This is a genomic window from Tenacibaculum sp. Cn5-46 (assembly GCF_022347705.1).
Taxonomy (GTDB): Bacteria; Bacteroidota; Bacteroidia; order Flavobacteriales; family Flavobacteriaceae; genus Polaribacter; species Polaribacter aiptasiae.
Window position 1 is genome coordinate 191,593 of sequence record NZ_JAKRGD010000006.1, and the last position, 16,539, is coordinate 208,131.

Sequence of the window (16,539 nt, forward strand, 5' to 3'; positions counted from 1 at the left end):
TTATTACTTTATGTTTATATACCAAGTTAAAATTAAATTAAATTAACTTATAAGTGAATTAATTTGAAAATAACTTTAAGCAAACGTAGTGTTTTTCATTAAATAGTTTTCATGAAAAACCTTACTTTTAGTAAGGTTTTTCCTTAGTTCTATGACTATAAAACCTCATAATTATAATCTTTTGACCAATCTTCTGGTAACTGCCCTCCAATTTCTCTTAGATATTTTCTCGTTACCTGTTGATCTTTATGCCTCATTATTTCTTGTAACTTTAAAACAGATTCAAACTCACTAAATCCTTCATTCCTAAAATTATAATATACACTTAACGCGCTTGTATGGCGAAATGAATAAATACCATATTCATCACCAAGATTAAAGTGGTTTTTTACCTTTTTGAATTTTCTTCCAAACCAATCCTCTCTTGATTTTTCTTTTTTAGTTTCCCAATAACCAATTTTATTATCTCTAGTGTAAATCAACATATCACTAGTATAATTCTGCATTTCTAATTCTTTGAAATATTTTTGTAATGGTTTAACCAATCTTATGTAAGTTCTATCTTCTGTTTTACTTTCAACCTCAATTGTATTATTGATTAAATCGACATTTTTGACTTTAAGCCTAATAATCTCTATAGGCCTTAAAAAAGAATACCACATTACTTTAATAAAATCATATAAATATGGATCATTTTCTTTAATGTACTTCAAAATATCATCTAATTGTTTATGATTAAAAGGCTTGTTTTTTTTAGCATTACTCTTAAGATCGTTAATTTTTAATATAAAATTTTGTTTAATTATATCTTTTTCAACTAATTCACTAAATAAACCTGACAATACTCTTTTATGATTATTTCTACTAACATTACTCAAACGTTTAGACAAATCACCGAGGTAAAAAGAAATATGTTTTTTTGTTAAATAATTTATTGGTTTTTTATCTATTTTTTTTTCTTTTAACCATTTTACAAAAGAATTGTAATAAACTGTATTCACATCTTTTGAGGATTCTTTCCAACTATTTTTTTTATGCTCAAATGCTATTTTTATTGCTTCAATAGTAGTATAATTTTCAGAAACAACATCATTATTAAATTGAATTTCTTCAAAAGGACTATAACCTTCTTGTAAATATCTTTTTATAGCACGTTGTAAATTTTTGGCAGCAGCATTCCTCCTACTAATTGATGTTTCTTTATTAATTCCACTTTTTTTCATGAATTTTTCCATCAATCCGGTACTCGGATTTCTAAAATAATAATAAACATGCCATGGTTTTTTTGTGCTAACTACTTTTTTACCATTTTTAATTTCATGGTATTTATAAATTTTTGGGTCTGAAAACAACGTATCTAAAATTTTTAAACGAGAATTTAAAGATACTTTTTTTTTCTCCTTTACATGTCCTTTTACATGTACTTTAAAATTATTATTAGGCATAAAAAAAATGCTTAAAGAGTTAATGTTCTCTATAAGCATTGATTATTCTGACTAAGTACGGGCGGAGAGACTCGAACTCTCACACCTCACGGCACTAGATCCTAAGTCTAGCGTGTCTACCAATTCCACCACGCCCGCATACTTTGAATTTGTGGGTGCAAATATAAACAATACTTCTAAACTACAAAGAACATGCACAATATTTTTATTATTTTTGATGCTTACTAATTTACAACACATGCAAAACGTTAAAGAATATATTGCTCAACATAAAGATAGATTTATCAATGAGCTAATCGAATTATTAAAAATACCTTCGGTAAGTGCAGACCCTGCCTATAACCAAGATGTATTAAATACAGCTGATGCTGTGAAAGATAGCTTAGAAAAAGCTGGATGTGATAACGTAGAAATATGTGAAACTCCTGGTTACCCTATTGTTTATGGAGAAAAAATTATAGATCCGAACTTACCAACTGTTTTAGTTTACGGGCATTACGATGTACAACCTGCAGACCCAATTGAATTATGGGATTCTCCTGCTTTTGAACCTGTAATTAAAAAAACAGACATTCATCCTGAAGGGGCTATTTTTGCACGTGGTGCTTGCGACGACAAAGGACAAATGTACATGCATGTAAAAGCATTAGAATACATGACCTCAACTGGAAATTTACCTTGTAATGTAAAGTTCATGATTGAAGGTGAAGAAGAAGTAGGTTCTGAAAGTTTAGCTTGGTTTGTACCTAGAAATAAAGAGAAATTAGCTAACGACGTTATTTTAATTTCTGATACCGGAATGATTGCTAACGACATTCCATCTATTACTACTGGTTTACGTGGTTTAAGTTATGTAGAAGTTGAAGTTACAGGTCCTAACCGTGACTTACATTCTGGTTTATATGGAGGTGCTGTAGCAAATCCTATAAACATTTTAACGAATATGATTGCTTCTTTACACGATCAGAACAACCATATTACCATTCCTGGTTTTTACGATAAAGTAGAAGAATTATCTAGAGAAGAGCGCGACGAAATGGCGAAAGCTCCTTTTTCTTTACAAGAATACAAAGATGCCTTAGATATTGATGATGTACATGGGGAAGCTGGTTACACAACCAACGAACGTAACTCTATTCGTCCTACTTTAGATGTAAACGGAATTTGGGGTGGTTATACTGGTGAAGGTGCCAAAACTGTAATTGCTTCTAAAGCTTACGCTAAAATTTCTATGCGTTTGGTTCCTGGGCAAGATTGGGAAGAAATTACTGAATTGTTTAAGAAACACTTTGAAAGCATTGCTCCAAAATCGGTAAAAGTAGTTGTTACTCCTCACCACGGTGGACAAGGATATGTAACTCCTATAGACAATATTGGTTATCAAGCTGCTAGTAAAGCGTATCAAGAAACGTTTGGTGTAACTCCAATTCCACAACGTAGCGGAGGAAGTATTCCTATTGTAGCTTTATTTGAGCAAGAATTAAAAAGTAAAACCATTTTAATGGGATTCGGATTAAACTCTGATGCGATTCACTCTCCAAACGAACATTTTGGTGTTTGGAACTACTTAAAAGGAATTGAAACCATTCCTTATTTTTATCAATACTTTACAGAGTTATCTAAATAAATTAAAAATCCCACATGCTAACATGTGGGATTTTTCTTTTGATACTATCTCGTTGCTCTCTTGTAAGCTTCTTTTGCTAATTCTAAAGCTTTCTCTGCTTCTTTAACTCGCTTTTCCTTTGCTTTCGTAGGATCTTCGTTATTTACAATGTATTTTAAGTTTTCTACTATTTTTTCAATCTTGTTTTGAAACTTTTTAGAAGTCAATTCTCTATCTACAAAAATTCTAACACCTCCTTCTGAAACTTTACATTTAAATGCTTCCTCGTCATTTTTTTCAATTTTCCAAAAAGTAGAATCATTTGTCTTGGTAAACTTCATTCCCTTAAGATTGTCTTGTAAGTATCTCGATACATTATTTGTTAGTTCATCTTTATAAGAGGCTCTAAATTTAAACGTTGAATTGGTTTTCTTTACAGAAATGGAACTTGAACCACTACTATGATTACTTGATGAATTTGTGTAAGTAGTACTCTGTGTTACACTATGCGTTGTTGATGTTGACGGTGGTGTAGGTGGCGTTGGTGGTGTTTGAGCACTTAATGTAAACGCTGTTAAGAAAATTGCTGTGATTGTTACTGTTACTAAAGTTTTCATGTGTATTTATTTTTAAAATTAAACCTTGTTTTTAGTCAATAAAATGACTGTCTCTATAATTTTGAGTTATAGAAATTCTATTATTTTTATATGTAATTGTGTTTATTTTTCTGGAGAAGCTATCTTAAATTCTAACCCTACTCCTCTTATGCTTTCAATTTTTATATCCGCATCATCTTTAAAGTATTTCCGTAGTCTGCTTATAAAAACATCCATACTTCTCCCTGAGAAAAAATCGTCAGTATTCCATACTGCATTCAGTATTTCATCTCTTTTTAATAATTGATTTTTATGAGTAAACAAGAACTGAATTAATTCGGCTTCTTTTTCAGTTAATCTTTGTGTATTGTCCTGCAATTTTAATGTTAGCTTTTGTGGATTAAAATCGTAATTTCCAATTTTAAAGCTATCTGTTATAACTATATTCGTATTGCTTTGTTGACTCCTTTTTATAATATTTTGTAGCCTGAGAATAAGTTCGTCAGCTTCAAAAGGTTTAATGATATAATCGTCTGCACCTAGTTTCAGTCCTTTAATTTTATCCTCCTTTTGGTTACGTGCCGTTAAAAAGATAAATGGAACTTCTGGATGCTTTTCTATTACCTTTTCTGCCAATGAAAAACCGTCTAACTTAGGCATCATCACATCAAAAACACAAATATCAAATGTTTCATCCATAGCTATCTGCAATGCCTCTTCTCCATTCTTTGCCCAAGTAACATTGAAGTTATGCAACGTTAAATACTGCTTTAAAATATTTCCAAAATCGATATCATCTTCAGCCAATAATACTTTTTTCATCTTACACAGGAATTTTAATTGTTATGGTTGTACCTTTTTCTAGCTCACTATCTATTTGAATAGCTCCTTGATGTGCTTTTACAATTTGCTTTACATAATACAACCCTAAGCCTAAACCCTTTACATTATGTATGGTTGTATTGTTTACTCTATAAAATTTATCAAATATTTTTTTGTGATTCCTTTTCGCAATCCCAATACCATTATCTTTTATTATTAACACACCATGGTTGTTTTCTTTTTTCAGCCTAATATCTATTGTTACTCCTCCATATTTAACAGCATTGTCTAATAAATTTAAAATAGCTGTATTAAAATGAAAAACATCTAAGTTTAAATTTATCTCAGGTTTAGAACATTCAAACGAGATAGTTAGTTCCTCCTTTTGAGTTTTATAATCGTCAATCAAGTTTTTTAAATGATATTGAAGAACTATGTTTTCCTTATGCAGATTTATTTGTTCAAATCCCAGTGAGTTATTCACCACTTGATCTATTAAATTTTGCAATCGAACACGCTGCCTATTAATTGTACTAATCACCGATTGAAATATTTCTTTATTCTCCGCTATATTTTTCTGCTGCAATGTTTTTGTTGCAATACTTAAAGTAGCTAAAGGCGTCTTTAATTCGTGTGTAATATTATTTACAAAATCGGTTTTAATATCAGCATTCTTTTTCTGTTTTACCAAGCTATACAACGCATAAGTAAACAACCCAATTACTGCTATTATTGACAAAAAACTTAGCAAAAGCACCCAAAACATACGTTTAAAGATTTCGCTCTTCCAATTTATAATATCTATATAGCTTCTGGTTTTTATTTTAAAACCAATATTATTTTTTTCACTGCCTTCATTAACTGTTTTACTCACAGTTTCCCAGTCACTTTTATTATAAAAGAAACGTGTTTTTGGATTTAGCTCTTTACCATATAATAAAACCGATTCATTATTTAGTATTGTATCATTTACTTTACCCAATAGAATAACTGAAGTAATTTCTTTTTGAAAATCTACAGGGAATAGTAATTTCTTTGTTCTTATTTTCTCTTCAAAGTAAGTTACAAACTCTTTATTTATACTATCTCTATGAAGAGAAAAGCTTTCAAGCAATTCTCCCTTTGTAATTTTTCCTTCTTTATAGTTTTGAGCATCTTTTTTAAGTTTTACTAAATATTTGGTATCCCAATCAGGGCTATCATCTGTTTCTATAAATGCTAAATCCTTTTTTACTTCATTAAAAAACAAGTCACGTTGCAACGTAAAAGTGTTTTTTATTAATGAATATTGTATTGTAGATAAGGTTACAATAGCTATTATTGATACAATTATTAATATGTTTATTCTTCCTTTCATTACTCCAAAAATAGTGTAAACTTCTTGTAAAAACGCATGTTTATAGACCGTTAACCTTGCATTAACCGTTAACAGAAATCTCATTAACATAAAAATATTTTAACTCTACACTTGTAGAATTAAATTTTATCTCTACATTTGTAGAGTTAATTCTAAACATGTAGAGATGCAATTATCAAAAACTGAAGAACAAGTAATGCAATTATTATGGAAACTAGACAAAGCTTTTATGAAAGATTTGCTAGCAGAATTTCCAGAGCCTAAACCAGCTACCACAACTGTAGCTACTTTATTAAAAAGAATGAAGGACAAAGGCTTTATTGATTATAAACTTTTTGGGAAATCTAGAGAGTACTATCCTAAGGTTAAAAAATCAGATTACTTTTCTAAACATGTTAATGGGTTAATTAAAAACTTCTTTAATAATTCTGCAAGTCAGTTTGCATCGTTTTTTACTGCTGAAACAGATTTATCGATTACCGAATTGGAGGAATTAAAAAACATTATTGATAATCAAATTAAAAAACAACAATAATGGCTAGCTATTTAATTAAATCTGGTATTTGTTTAGCAGTATTGCTACTCTTTTATCATTTAGTACTAGAGCGCGAAAAAATACATCAATTTAATCGGTTCTATTTACTAGGAAGTATCGTATTTTCTTTTGTAGCCCCTTTATTTGTTATTTATACACAAGTTTCTATTGAGGTTACTGAAGCTCCAGCAATGCTGAATTATACAATTGTTGATATGGAACCAGAAACTTCACAAGAATCACCTATTAATTATTGGAATATAGCCTTAGGTTTTTCAGTTTTTATTTCACTTCTTTTAACCATTCGATTCGGGTATAATCTATATAGAATATATAAAAAGATAACCTCTAATATAAAAGTTACAATAGATAAAGCACACCTTATTTTAGTTGATGATCTTATAAGCCCATATACTTTTTGGAATTACATTTTTATAAATAAAGAAGAATACAATTCTCAAAAAATAGAAGACGAATTATTTACACACGAATTAACACATGTAACCCAAAGACACACTATAGATGTATTACTTATTGAAATACTAAGAATTGTCTTTTGGTTTAACCCTTTATTTTATTTCTTAAAAAAATCAATTCAATTGAATCATGAATTTATTGCCGACGGAGAGGTGATAAATAACTATAAAAATATTTCTGAGTATCAATATTTATTACTGAATAAAGCTACTTGGAACAACGACTATTACTTGGCCAGTAATTTGAATTATTCATTAACAAAAAAACGATTAGTTATGATGAGCACTAAAACATCAAAAGTCAATAATTGGCTTAAAAAACTGGCGGTAATTCCGCTATTAACTGGAAGTATCTACGCGTTTGCAGAAAGAGTAGAAATCTATGAAAAAATAGATAACTCAGCACTTTTAGAGGCTGAAATTTCTAAAGATTTTAAAACACCTATTTTAAAAATAGATTCAAAAACCAATAAGTACTATTTAAATAATCGCTTAATTAAATTAGATGATTTAAAAAAGGAGTTTTTACTAGAAACCAACGGTAAAAAATCGGATTTAAAAATAGAAACGGATGAGGATCTTGTAGTAATGTCCTTAATAAAAGACATTACTAAAATACTGACTAAAAAATATTTAAGTGAAATACACATTACTGATAACAAATATATTTTAGGAGACACCAGCTCAGTAAGTCTTGAAACAAAAAATAATTCAGATTATAAATCTACACCAGAGTATCATTATTTAAAACAAACCTTTTGGATAAAGGATAAAAGTGGTAAAAAGGTTTCTAAAAAATACCATGAACTATCTGATTACTATAAAAAGAAGTGGTTGCTTTTCCCTACCAACCCAGAAAGCTTTAAAGCATTGTCTAAATCTGAATTTAACAATCTTAAAAATGCAGACGTTTATGTAGTAAGAATTAATGGTGTTATTGTTAACAATAGTGATTTAAATAAATACAAGACTAACGATTTTGTTACTTTTTCTTCAAGAAAAATTTCAAAGTATGCTAAGTTAAAACAACAATATCATTATAACTTATTGACAAAAGAAGGTTTTAATAGTTATAATTTACTTAAGGAACTTCAACAACAAAGAAAAACTTCTAAACAAAGTATTACAGACAATATAAGTCCAGTTGACTTAGAAATAGCTTACAATAAAAATACTGTTTCAAATACAAAAACTATAAAAAACGATACTTTAACTGAAAAGTCATATAAAGAATATAGGTATCGTAATATGATTGTACGTAAGAAGGATAAAAATGGAAAACTAATAACGAGAAAGTATCATGAGTTAACGGATGAAGAAAAAAGACAACTTCCACCTCCACCGCCTTTAACTTTAAAAAAGAAAAAAGTTTCCAAAAATTTACTAGAAAAATTAAAAAATGGAAAAGAGTATGCTATTTGGATTGATGGAAAACACGTTAATAATGACGTTTTAAATAAATATAACAACAACGATTTTGCTACATTTTCAGGAAGTTTTGTGTACAATAATGCACGCAGTAAAAAGTTTCCTCAGTCGTACCAATATTCATTAAGTACTCATACTTATTTTGATGCTCAAAATAAAAAAGCTGTTAAAAATTATGACAACTGGAAACAACAAAATAGTGAATCTGTAAAAAAATATCACTCATTAAATAATTCATATGAAAAACTAAGAAATCAAAAGCCTCATTATATTAACAGTTCAAAAAAGAGGAAAGCACAATTAGATAATACATTCTCAAAGCTTGGGTCTTTGTACTTTAAACTATCTAGAACTGATAAAAAAAGGGTTAGAAGAGCAATAAATCCAATTGATCCATATGTAGCAATTACAAAAAACAATTCAACTTATTATAAATTAAGAAATGAATTGACTGAAGAGGATAAAAAACTTCTACCGCCTCCTCCACCAAAACCAGTATCGATTAAAGTTAAAAAAGAACATTCAGCAAGCACACCAACGTCAGCACCTTCTAATTTTGTAAAAAAAGGAGAAACTTCAATGATACCTCCTCCGCCAGCTCCAATGACTGCTAAAGAGTTTGTTTTTAGATATCCAAAAGCTACCTACTTTTTCAATAATAAGAAAGTAAGTCATGAAGAGGTAATTAAAATAACGAAGAATACTAAAGATTTGAGAGTTGTAACAAAAGACGTTAACAATAAAAAAGTAATAAAGTTTACTACTAAAAAATATGCTTCTTCACAAAAAAAAGTTAGTATTGACAAAATAGATAAGTTGACTAATGAGGAAATTTTACAACTTCCGAAAGGATCTTCTAAAAATACTCGTTATTATTTAAATAATAAACCTATTACTAAAGCTCAATTAGATAAAATTCCTTCAAATAAAATAGAAAGCATTTATGTAAAAAGAGAAAAAGGTAAGCCTAACTCTATATATGCTACAAGTAAGCAATTTGCTACAGAAAGGAAAATTAATTCTATTTTTAAGAATAGCTCTTCAATTGATAAATACTATCTAAATAAACAATTAGTTGCTAAGGAAGACATAGAAAAATTAGTCCCTAATAAAATAGAAAGCATTTATGTGGTAAAAGCAAAAGACAACTCTAAGGCTATTTATGCTACTAGTAGAAAATAAAATTATGTTAAAAGCCTCACAATGTGAGGCTTTTTTGTAACATTCTTTTCAAACTATCGTTCTTATTGTATAAGCTTATATTCATGATCAAAGATTTTTTCCTCTTATGCTCTGGTGTGGATCAGAATTTAATTAATGACTGTTCCAATGGAGAGCAAAATAAATACGCCGGTATTGGTGCTACTGTTTTTTTTACAGCCCTAATGGCTACCATAGCTTGTAGCTATGCCCTATATACTGTTTTTGACAATATATATTCTTCTATCTTCTTTGGTTTTCTTTGGGGACTGTTAATTTTTAATTTAGATCGTTTCATTGTCTCTACCATAAAAAAGAGAGACTCTAAGCGTCAAGAAATTCTACAAGTAATTCCTCGCTTATTGTTAGCACTCATTATTGCTATGGTTATTTCTAAACCTCTAGAGTTAAAAATATTTGAAAAGGAAATCAATCAAGTTTTGTTAACTGAAAAAAATCAAATGACTTTGGAGAACAAAACTCAAATAGCGCAACAGTTTACTCCTGAAATTGATAAAATAAAAGGAGAAATAGAACTTTTAAAAACTGAGATCACTAACAAACAAAAAGAAACTGATACTTTGTATGAAATCTATATAGCAGAAGCTGAAGGAAGAAAAGGTACTAAACTTCTAGGAAAAGGTCCTGTTTATAAAGAAAAAAGAGAGAAACACGATGCTTCTTTAGCCGAACTAAACGAATTGAAAAAAGTAAATTCTGAAAAAATTAGCCTAAAAGAAAATGATATTTCAGATTTACTTGAAAAACAGAAACTAACAGAAACGCAAACACAACCTATTATTTCTAGTTTTGATGGTTTAATGGCAAGGATAAATGCTTTAAATAAATTACCTTGGTTACCTTCTTTTTTTATTTTCTTATTATTCTTAGCAATTGAAACTGCTCCTATATTTTCAAAACTAATAAGCCCAAAAGGAGAATATGATTTTAAATTAGAAAATCAAGAATCGCTTGTCAGAACTTGGATTCAACAACAAGTGCATCAACGTGAATCCGTTTTACAAACCGATGTAGATCTTAACAACAAGGTATACTCTGATTTAAAAACCGAAGAAGAAATTTATAATTACAAACAAAAAATGGCTCGTAATTTACTAAAACTACAAGCTGATTCTTTTTATAAAAACCAACAAGAAATATTATAATTAATTTGTTATTTAATTTTTAATGCTTTTTTCTACCTTTGTTTACTAGTTAATCAAAAAACAATTGCATGAAAAAAACAGGTTACGCTATCGTAATGATGGCGCTATTACTATGTACTAACCTCCTATCTCAAAACACACAACTCTCTTCCCTTCTTATCCCTATTGAGTTAAAAGAAAATGCCAATGCTGTAATTAGACATAATGAAATTACGGTAGATGTCTTGGCTGTTGATGAAATGGTAGTTAAAGAAAAAAGAATAGTTACCGTTCTTAATAAATTTGGTAAAATACATGTAGATGCCTATAAAAACTATAATGAAGACACCAAGATATCTAAGCTAACAGCTATCATTTATGATGCCTTAGGAAATAAGGTTAAGAAATATTCTAAAAATGATTTCCAAGATGTTAGCGCCATTGATGGAGGAACCTTATATTCTGATTCAAGAGTAAAATTTTTAGAATATACGCCTACATCTTATCCTTATACAGTAGTTTTTGAATCTGAATATAAAAACTCTTCAACAGGATTTATTCCTAGATGGTACCCTATTGAAAGTTATAATTTGTCTGTTGAAAAAAACATTTATCAATTAAATAATCCTAAAAACATTCCTTTTAGAAAAAGAGAAAAAAACTTTGACGGATATCCTATTGAAAATACTTCAAGTGAATTTAATTTAAAATATACATTAACCAACCAAAAACCTATAAAACACGAAAGGTATACCGTTAATTTTGACGATTTTTCACCAAACCTTTCCGTTTCATTCAATCAATTCAGTTTAAAAGGTATAACTGGTAAAGCAAAAAACTGGAAAGAATTTGGTAGCTGGATGTACAACAAACTACTAATCAACAGAAATCAATTATCACCAGCTACAATTGAGAAAGCAAAAAATTTAGTTAAAGGTGTAGATTCTCCTATTGAAAAAGCAAAAATCATTTATGATTATGTTCAAAACAAAACTAGATATATAAGTGTACAGGTAGATATTGGAGGCTGGGAACCTATTGCTGCAAATAAAGTTGATGAAGTAAGTTATGGAGATTGTAAAGGTTTAACAAACTATACAAAAGCTCTTTTAGATGCCGTAGGCGTTAAGTCATACCATACAATTGTATATGCTCAAAATTATAAAAATATAGATAAGGATTTCACAGCTCTCCAAGGAAATCATATGATATTAAATATTCCTAATGAAGGAAACGACATATGGTTAGAATGCACTAGTCAAACAAATCCTTTTGGGTTTTTAGGTGATTTTACTGATGATAGAGATGTTTTGGTAGTTACCCCTCAAGGTGGTATCATAAAAAGAACCCCTGCTTATATTAACGAAAATAATCTACAAACGATTAATGCTAATATTAATTTATTAGATAATGGAAATGTAAACGCTTCTGTAATAAGAAAATCTTATGGAACTCAGTATAGCGATAAATACCATATTGAGAATTATCCACCTAAAAAACTAAATAAATACTACACTTCTAATGTATGGGACTATAACAACAATTTAGAAATTGAAAGTATAAAACATACAAATGATAAAGACAAAATTGAATTTACAGAAAAAGTAAATATTAAAATCGAAAAGTTTGCAACCTTAAGAGATAGCAGTTATTTATTTAAACTTAATGTTTTCAATAGAATTACTGGAGTACCAAAAAAATACAGAAAAAGACAAAGACCTTTAAACATAGAAAGAGGTTTTACCGATAAAGATGAATTCACATTTAAGATTCCTGAAGGTTACTCTATCATAAATTTACCCGACAATAAAAGTATTGACAATAAGTTTGGTACCTACAAATTAACATTAGAAAAAATTGATGAAACTTCTTTTAAATACACCAGAGAGTTTTCTCTTAAAAAAGGAGTTCATCCAAAAGAAGATTATAAAGCCTATAGAAAATTTAGAAAAAAAGTCACTAAACTCGACAATTTAAGAACTGAATTAATAAAAAAATAAAAATACTATGAAAAAAATATTGTTAATCTTAACATTAACACTATCGCTGACAACGGTAGCTCAAAATGTAAAATTTGGAAAAGTTTCCAAAGAAGAATTAGAAGAAAAGTTTTACCCTAATGATTCTACAGCTGATGCCTCATACCTTTATAAAAAAAGAAGAACTTTTTTTGCATATGATGCAAATAATGGATTTAAAGTAGTAACAGAGTATCATGAAAGAATAAAAATATACTCTAAAGATGGTTTTGACTATGCAAACAAAAGAATAGTTTATTACAAGCCTGAATCTGGAGATAAAGAAGTTATTAGTTCTTTAAAAGCATACACATTTAACATTGAAAATGGTAAAGTTGTAAAACATAAGTTACCAAAAAAAGAAATTTTCGATGAACGATTAAATAAATATCGAAGTCAAAAGAAAATAGCTTTTCCTAACATTAAAGAAGGTTCTATTATTGAATTAAAATATACATTAACGTCTCCTCATTGGGATATTAGAACTTTAAATTTTCAATACAGTATTCCTATTAAAAACTTAGACCTAAATGTTAGAATACCTGAGTATTTTATTTTCAATAAAATGTCTAAAGGTTATTATAGTGTTCCGTTAGTAGAAACTCAAAAAAGAGGTCAAATAAACCTTGGAGGTAGAGACAAAATTGATTTCAATTCCACAATTTATTCTTTTACACAAGAAAATATTCCTGCTATAAATGATAACGAACCTTACTCTGGTTATATAAATAATTATAGAGGTGGTGTAAAATTTGAATTATCCGGAACAAGATTTCCAAATTCTTTTTATAAAAATTATGCAACTACCTGGAAAGATGTATGTAAAACAATTTACAAATCTTCTAGCTTTGGAAATGAATTAGAAAAAAAGAACTACTATAAAGATGAATTAGCGAATCTTATCAGCCCTGCTAAAAACGAATTAGAAAAAGTTTCATTAATACTTCAATACATAAAATCTAAAGTAAAGTGGAACGAATATCAAAGTAAATATACAGACGTAGGAGTAAAAAAAGCTTTTAAAGATGGAGTTGGAAACTCTGCAGAAATAAATCTTATGCTTACATCAATGCTACGCCAAGCTGGTTTAAATGCTAATCCAGTTTTGGTAAGTACTAAAAGCAACGGAATTCCTTTATTCCCTACTAGAGAAGGTTTTAATTATGTTATTTCAAAAGTAAACTTTCCTAATGGTAAACACTTACTTTTAGATGCTACTGAAAAATATTCTTACATAAATATCTTACCGTATAGAACCTTAAACTGGACAGGAAAAGAGATTTTAAAAGATGGTATTTCTAAAGATGTAAACCTTGTACCTTCATCTCTTACTAAAGAGAATAATATTTTATACTTAAAAATAGATGATACTGGAACTATTGAGGGAGTACTTAGAAAAGCTCTAACAGGTCATGCTGCGATGTTTTATAGACAAAAAAATGATTTAAAAAAAGAAGAAAACCTGATAACTTCTTTAGAAGAAAAGTATAATATAGAAATTGATGATTTTAAAGTTTTAAATAAAGAGAATCTAAACAAACCTATTACACAATCTATAAAGTTTACCAGTGATAGTCAAATAGAAGAAATAAATAATAAGTTATATTTTTCTCCTTTATTTTTCTTAGCAACTACAGAAAACCCTTTTAAAACTAAAGACAGAAATTTCCCTGTAGATTACGGAATGCCTTGGCAAGATAATTTTACTACATCTATTACAATACCTGAAGGATATACTATAGAATCTTATCCCAAAGAACTAGCTATAGGTTTACCAGAAAATCTAGGTGTATTTAAATACAAAATTTCTGTACTTGGTAACAAAATAAAACTTTCTTCACTAATACAAATAAACTCTAATATGATTTCGCCCCAATATTATAGTTCTTTTAGATCGTTTTATAAACAACTTGTTGAAAAACATACCGAAAAAATTGTATTAGCAAAAAAATAATGAAAAAAATATTCTTAATTTCATTTTACTTATTAGCACTTAACTGCTTTGCTCAAGAAAGTAAATCTACCAGAATAGGAAATATAAATATTCTTGAATTAACCATGAAAGAATATGAAAAAGACACAACCGCTAATGCGGTTGTTCTTTATGAACATGCTAATTATTTCTTAGATAAAAAAAGAAACTATAATAAAACCACTGATTATTATTTTAGAATAAAAGTTTTAAAAAAAGGTGGTGAAGATAAAGCTACAATTAAAATTCCTTTTTATGGAGATGAAAAAGTTCACTCAATAAAAGGGATTACTTATAATCTTTCTGATCAAAATAAAATTTTAAAAACTCATTTAGAAGAAAATGAAATTTATACAGTTGATTTATATAGTAAATGGAAAGAAATAACTTTTACCCTTCCTAATATTAAACCAGGAAGCGTTATTGAGTATAAATACTCAGTTACTTCTCCTTATTCTGGAATTGATGATTGGTATTTTCAGTCAGATATCCCAAAAATTAAAAGTGATTTTACGGCTGCTATTTTGGGAAACTGGAAATACAAGATTCGAATGATTGGTTTTTTGAAACTTAATAGAGATAAAACTTCTGTAAAAAAGAACTGTATTGACACACCTAGTTTTAATAATGGTGATTGTTTAATCCTAAACTTTGGAATGGATGATATCCCTGCTTTTAAAGAAGAAAGTCATATGCTTAGTAAAGAAAACTTTATTTCCAAGTTAGCTTTCGAACTCGAATCCTACACAAACTTATCAGGAAGCGTTAAAAAATTTACTAAAACATGGAAAGACGCTGATAAAAACTTGAAATATAATTTTCTAGACAATCAAATTTCCAAAAAAAGCTTTTTTAAAAATGAATTAAAAGCTAGTTTATTTAACATCGAAGATGAATTACAAAAAGCTAAAGAAATTTATAAAGCCATACAAAATCATTTTTCTTGGAATGAAAAGTACTGGCCTTCTAGAAAAGTTAGAATAAAAAAAGCTTATAAAAATAAAACTGGAAATATCTTTGACATTAATTTATCACTTTATAATGCTCTTCAAGCAGCCAACATAAAAAGTTATCTAGTACTTACATCAACAAGAAACAAAGCTGTTCCAACAAAATTACACCCTGTTATTAATGATTTCAATTACTTATTGGTTAAGGCTGTAATTAACAATAAAACGTATTTTTTAGACGCTACAAATAAAAAATTACCATTTGGCTTAATTCGCTATATGGCTTTAAATGGAGATGGAAGGGTAATGGACTTTAAAAAAGGGAGTTACTGGGAAACTATCAATTTGAGTAAAAAAACTTACAAAACAACCAAAGCTATTCTATCTTTTAATGACGAAAATGAATTAAACGGTAGTTTGATGATTGCTTCTAATGGTTATTTCGCTGTAAATGATAGAGAAGAAATTAGCGAAAACAGTAAAGAAAATTATATTGAAAATTTTGAATCTAACTATTCAAGTATAGAAGTTGAGAACCTAGAGTTTATAAATTTAGATAAAAACGAAAAAACTCTGCAACAAGTTTATGATATTACTTTTGAAGATTTTGATCTCGAAAATAAAATCAGAATTTCTCCATTTTTAATAAATAAATTTACCAAAAACCCATTTAAACTTAACAATCGAGATTACCCAATAGATTATGGATTCCCTAGAAGCTATACATACCTATTAACATTAAAACTACCTCAAGGTTATCAATTAAAAAAACTGCCCAAAAACAAAGCTCTTGCCTTACCTAATAAAGGTGGAAAATATGTTTTAAACATTAAAAATATAAACAATACTATTAATGTCTATTTCAAATTAAGTATTAATAAAAGAACTTATACTAATAACGAATATTATCATTTAAAAGAGTTTTACAATCAAGCAATTAAAACTCAAGATGTCTTTATTGAAATTGAAAAAACGAACGATTAATCGTT

11 protein-coding genes and 1 tRNA gene are annotated in these 16,539 nt (G+C 28.4%); 7 read left to right on the plus strand and 5 right to left on the minus strand.

Annotated elements, in window-relative coordinates:
- Positions 1-155 precede the first annotated feature (155 nt).
- Together MHN29_RS13490 and MHN29_RS13495 are read right to left on the minus strand one after the other, a co-directional pair.
- Positions 156-1,445: a tyrosine-type recombinase/integrase gene (locus tag MHN29_RS13490; RefSeq protein WP_235275087.1), complete on the minus strand. Its 1,290-nt coding sequence runs from the start codon at positions 1,443-1,445 to the stop codon at positions 156-158.
- Positions 1,446-1,501: 56 nt separating this feature from the next.
- Positions 1,502-1,583, minus strand: a tRNA-Leu gene (locus MHN29_RS13495).
- 100 nt (positions 1,584-1,683) lie between these two features.
- Between MHN29_RS13495 and MHN29_RS13500 the strand changes: the two genes are divergently transcribed.
- Positions 1,684-3,072: a dipeptidase gene (locus MHN29_RS13500; RefSeq protein WP_235275088.1), complete on the plus strand. Its 1,389-nt coding sequence runs from the start codon at positions 1,684-1,686 to the stop codon at positions 3,070-3,072.
- 44 nt (positions 3,073-3,116) lie between these two features.
- On the opposite strand, the gene MHN29_RS13505 is transcribed toward MHN29_RS13500, so the two are convergent.
- From MHN29_RS13505 to MHN29_RS13515, 3 genes are all read right to left on the minus strand, one after another.
- Complete coding sequence (locus tag MHN29_RS13505) at positions 3,117-3,668, minus strand: hypothetical protein (RefSeq protein WP_235275089.1); 552 nt, start codon at positions 3,666-3,668, stop codon at positions 3,117-3,119.
- Between the two features lie 102 nt (positions 3,669-3,770).
- On the minus strand, positions 3,771-4,469 hold the full coding sequence (locus MHN29_RS13510; protein ID WP_235275090.1) for a response regulator transcription factor: 699 nt from the start codon (positions 4,467-4,469) through the stop codon (positions 3,771-3,773).
- Position 4,470: 1 nt separating this feature from the next.
- The gene (locus MHN29_RS13515) at positions 4,471-5,910 is read right to left on the minus strand and encodes a sensor histidine kinase KdpD (RefSeq protein ID WP_235275091.1); all 1,440 of its coding nucleotides are present in this window, start codon (positions 5,908-5,910) and stop codon (positions 4,471-4,473) included.
- An 82-nt stretch (positions 5,911-5,992) separates the two neighbouring features.
- Here MHN29_RS13515 and MHN29_RS13520 point away from each other — a divergent pair, with 82 nt between their 5' ends.
- The 6 genes from MHN29_RS13520 (at position 5,993) to MHN29_RS13545 (ending at position 16,534) form a co-directional block, all read left to right on the plus strand.
- On the plus strand, positions 5,993-6,361 hold the full coding sequence (locus MHN29_RS13520) for a BlaI/MecI/CopY family transcriptional regulator (RefSeq protein WP_235275092.1): 369 nt from the start codon (positions 5,993-5,995) through the stop codon (positions 6,359-6,361).
- Positions 6,361-9,447, plus strand: coding sequence for a M56 family metallopeptidase (locus tag MHN29_RS13525; protein WP_235275093.1), 3,087 nt, complete (start codon positions 6,361-6,363; stop codon positions 9,445-9,447). Before MHN29_RS13520 ends, MHN29_RS13525 begins: the two co-directional genes overlap by 1 nt.
- An 83-nt stretch (positions 9,448-9,530) precedes the next feature.
- Positions 9,531-10,631: a DUF4407 domain-containing protein gene (locus tag MHN29_RS13530; RefSeq protein ID WP_235275094.1), complete on the plus strand. Its 1,101-nt coding sequence runs from the start codon at positions 9,531-9,533 to the stop codon at positions 10,629-10,631.
- Between the two features lie 68 nt (positions 10,632-10,699).
- Positions 10,700-12,610, plus strand: a complete 1,911-nt coding sequence (locus MHN29_RS13535) for a DUF3857 domain-containing protein (protein WP_235275095.1) — start codon at positions 10,700-10,702, stop codon at positions 12,608-12,610.
- 7 nt (positions 12,611-12,617) lie between these two features.
- The gene (locus MHN29_RS13540) at positions 12,618-14,582 is read left to right on the plus strand and encodes a DUF3857 domain-containing protein (RefSeq protein ID WP_235275096.1); all 1,965 of its coding nucleotides are present in this window, start codon (positions 12,618-12,620) and stop codon (positions 14,580-14,582) included.
- Complete coding sequence (locus MHN29_RS13545; protein ID WP_235275097.1) at positions 14,582-16,534, plus strand: DUF3857 domain-containing protein; 1,953 nt, start codon at positions 14,582-14,584, stop codon at positions 16,532-16,534. Before MHN29_RS13540 ends, MHN29_RS13545 begins: the two co-directional genes overlap by 1 nt.
- Positions 16,535-16,539 lie beyond the last annotated feature (5 nt).

What these genes read in the sequence shown, in the direction of transcription:
- MHN29_RS13505 (WP_235275089.1), bottom strand. Translation starts at nt 3,668, where the DNA reads ATGAAAACTTTAGTAACAGTAACAATCACAGCAATTTTCTTAACAGCG.
- MHN29_RS13525 (WP_235275093.1), top strand. Translation starts at nt 6,361, where the DNA reads ATGGCTAGCTATTTAATTAAATCTGGTATTTGTTTAGCAGTATTGCTA.
- MHN29_RS13510 (WP_235275090.1), bottom strand. Translation starts at nt 4,469, where the DNA reads ATGAAAAAAGTATTATTGGCTGAAGATGATATCGATTTTGGAAATATT.
- MHN29_RS13545 (WP_235275097.1), top strand. Translation starts at nt 14,582, where the DNA reads ATGAAAAAAATATTCTTAATTTCATTTTACTTATTAGCACTTAACTGC.
- MHN29_RS13490 (WP_235275087.1), bottom strand. Translation starts at nt 1,445, where the DNA reads ATGCCTAATAATAATTTTAAAGTACATGTAAAAGGACATGTAAAGGAG.
- MHN29_RS13540 (WP_235275096.1), top strand. Translation starts at nt 12,618, where the DNA reads ATGAAAAAAATATTGTTAATCTTAACATTAACACTATCGCTGACAACG.
- MHN29_RS13530 (WP_235275094.1), top strand. Translation starts at nt 9,531, where the DNA reads ATGATCAAAGATTTTTTCCTCTTATGCTCTGGTGTGGATCAGAATTTA.
- MHN29_RS13520 (WP_235275092.1), top strand. Translation starts at nt 5,993, where the DNA reads ATGCAATTATCAAAAACTGAAGAACAAGTAATGCAATTATTATGGAAA.
- MHN29_RS13500 (WP_235275088.1), top strand. Translation starts at nt 1,684, where the DNA reads ATGCAAAACGTTAAAGAATATATTGCTCAACATAAAGATAGATTTATC.
- MHN29_RS13515 (WP_235275091.1), bottom strand. Translation starts at nt 5,910, where the DNA reads ATGAGATTTCTGTTAACGGTTAATGCAAGGTTAACGGTCTATAAACAT.
- MHN29_RS13535 (WP_235275095.1), top strand. Translation starts at nt 10,700, where the DNA reads ATGAAAAAAACAGGTTACGCTATCGTAATGATGGCGCTATTACTATGT.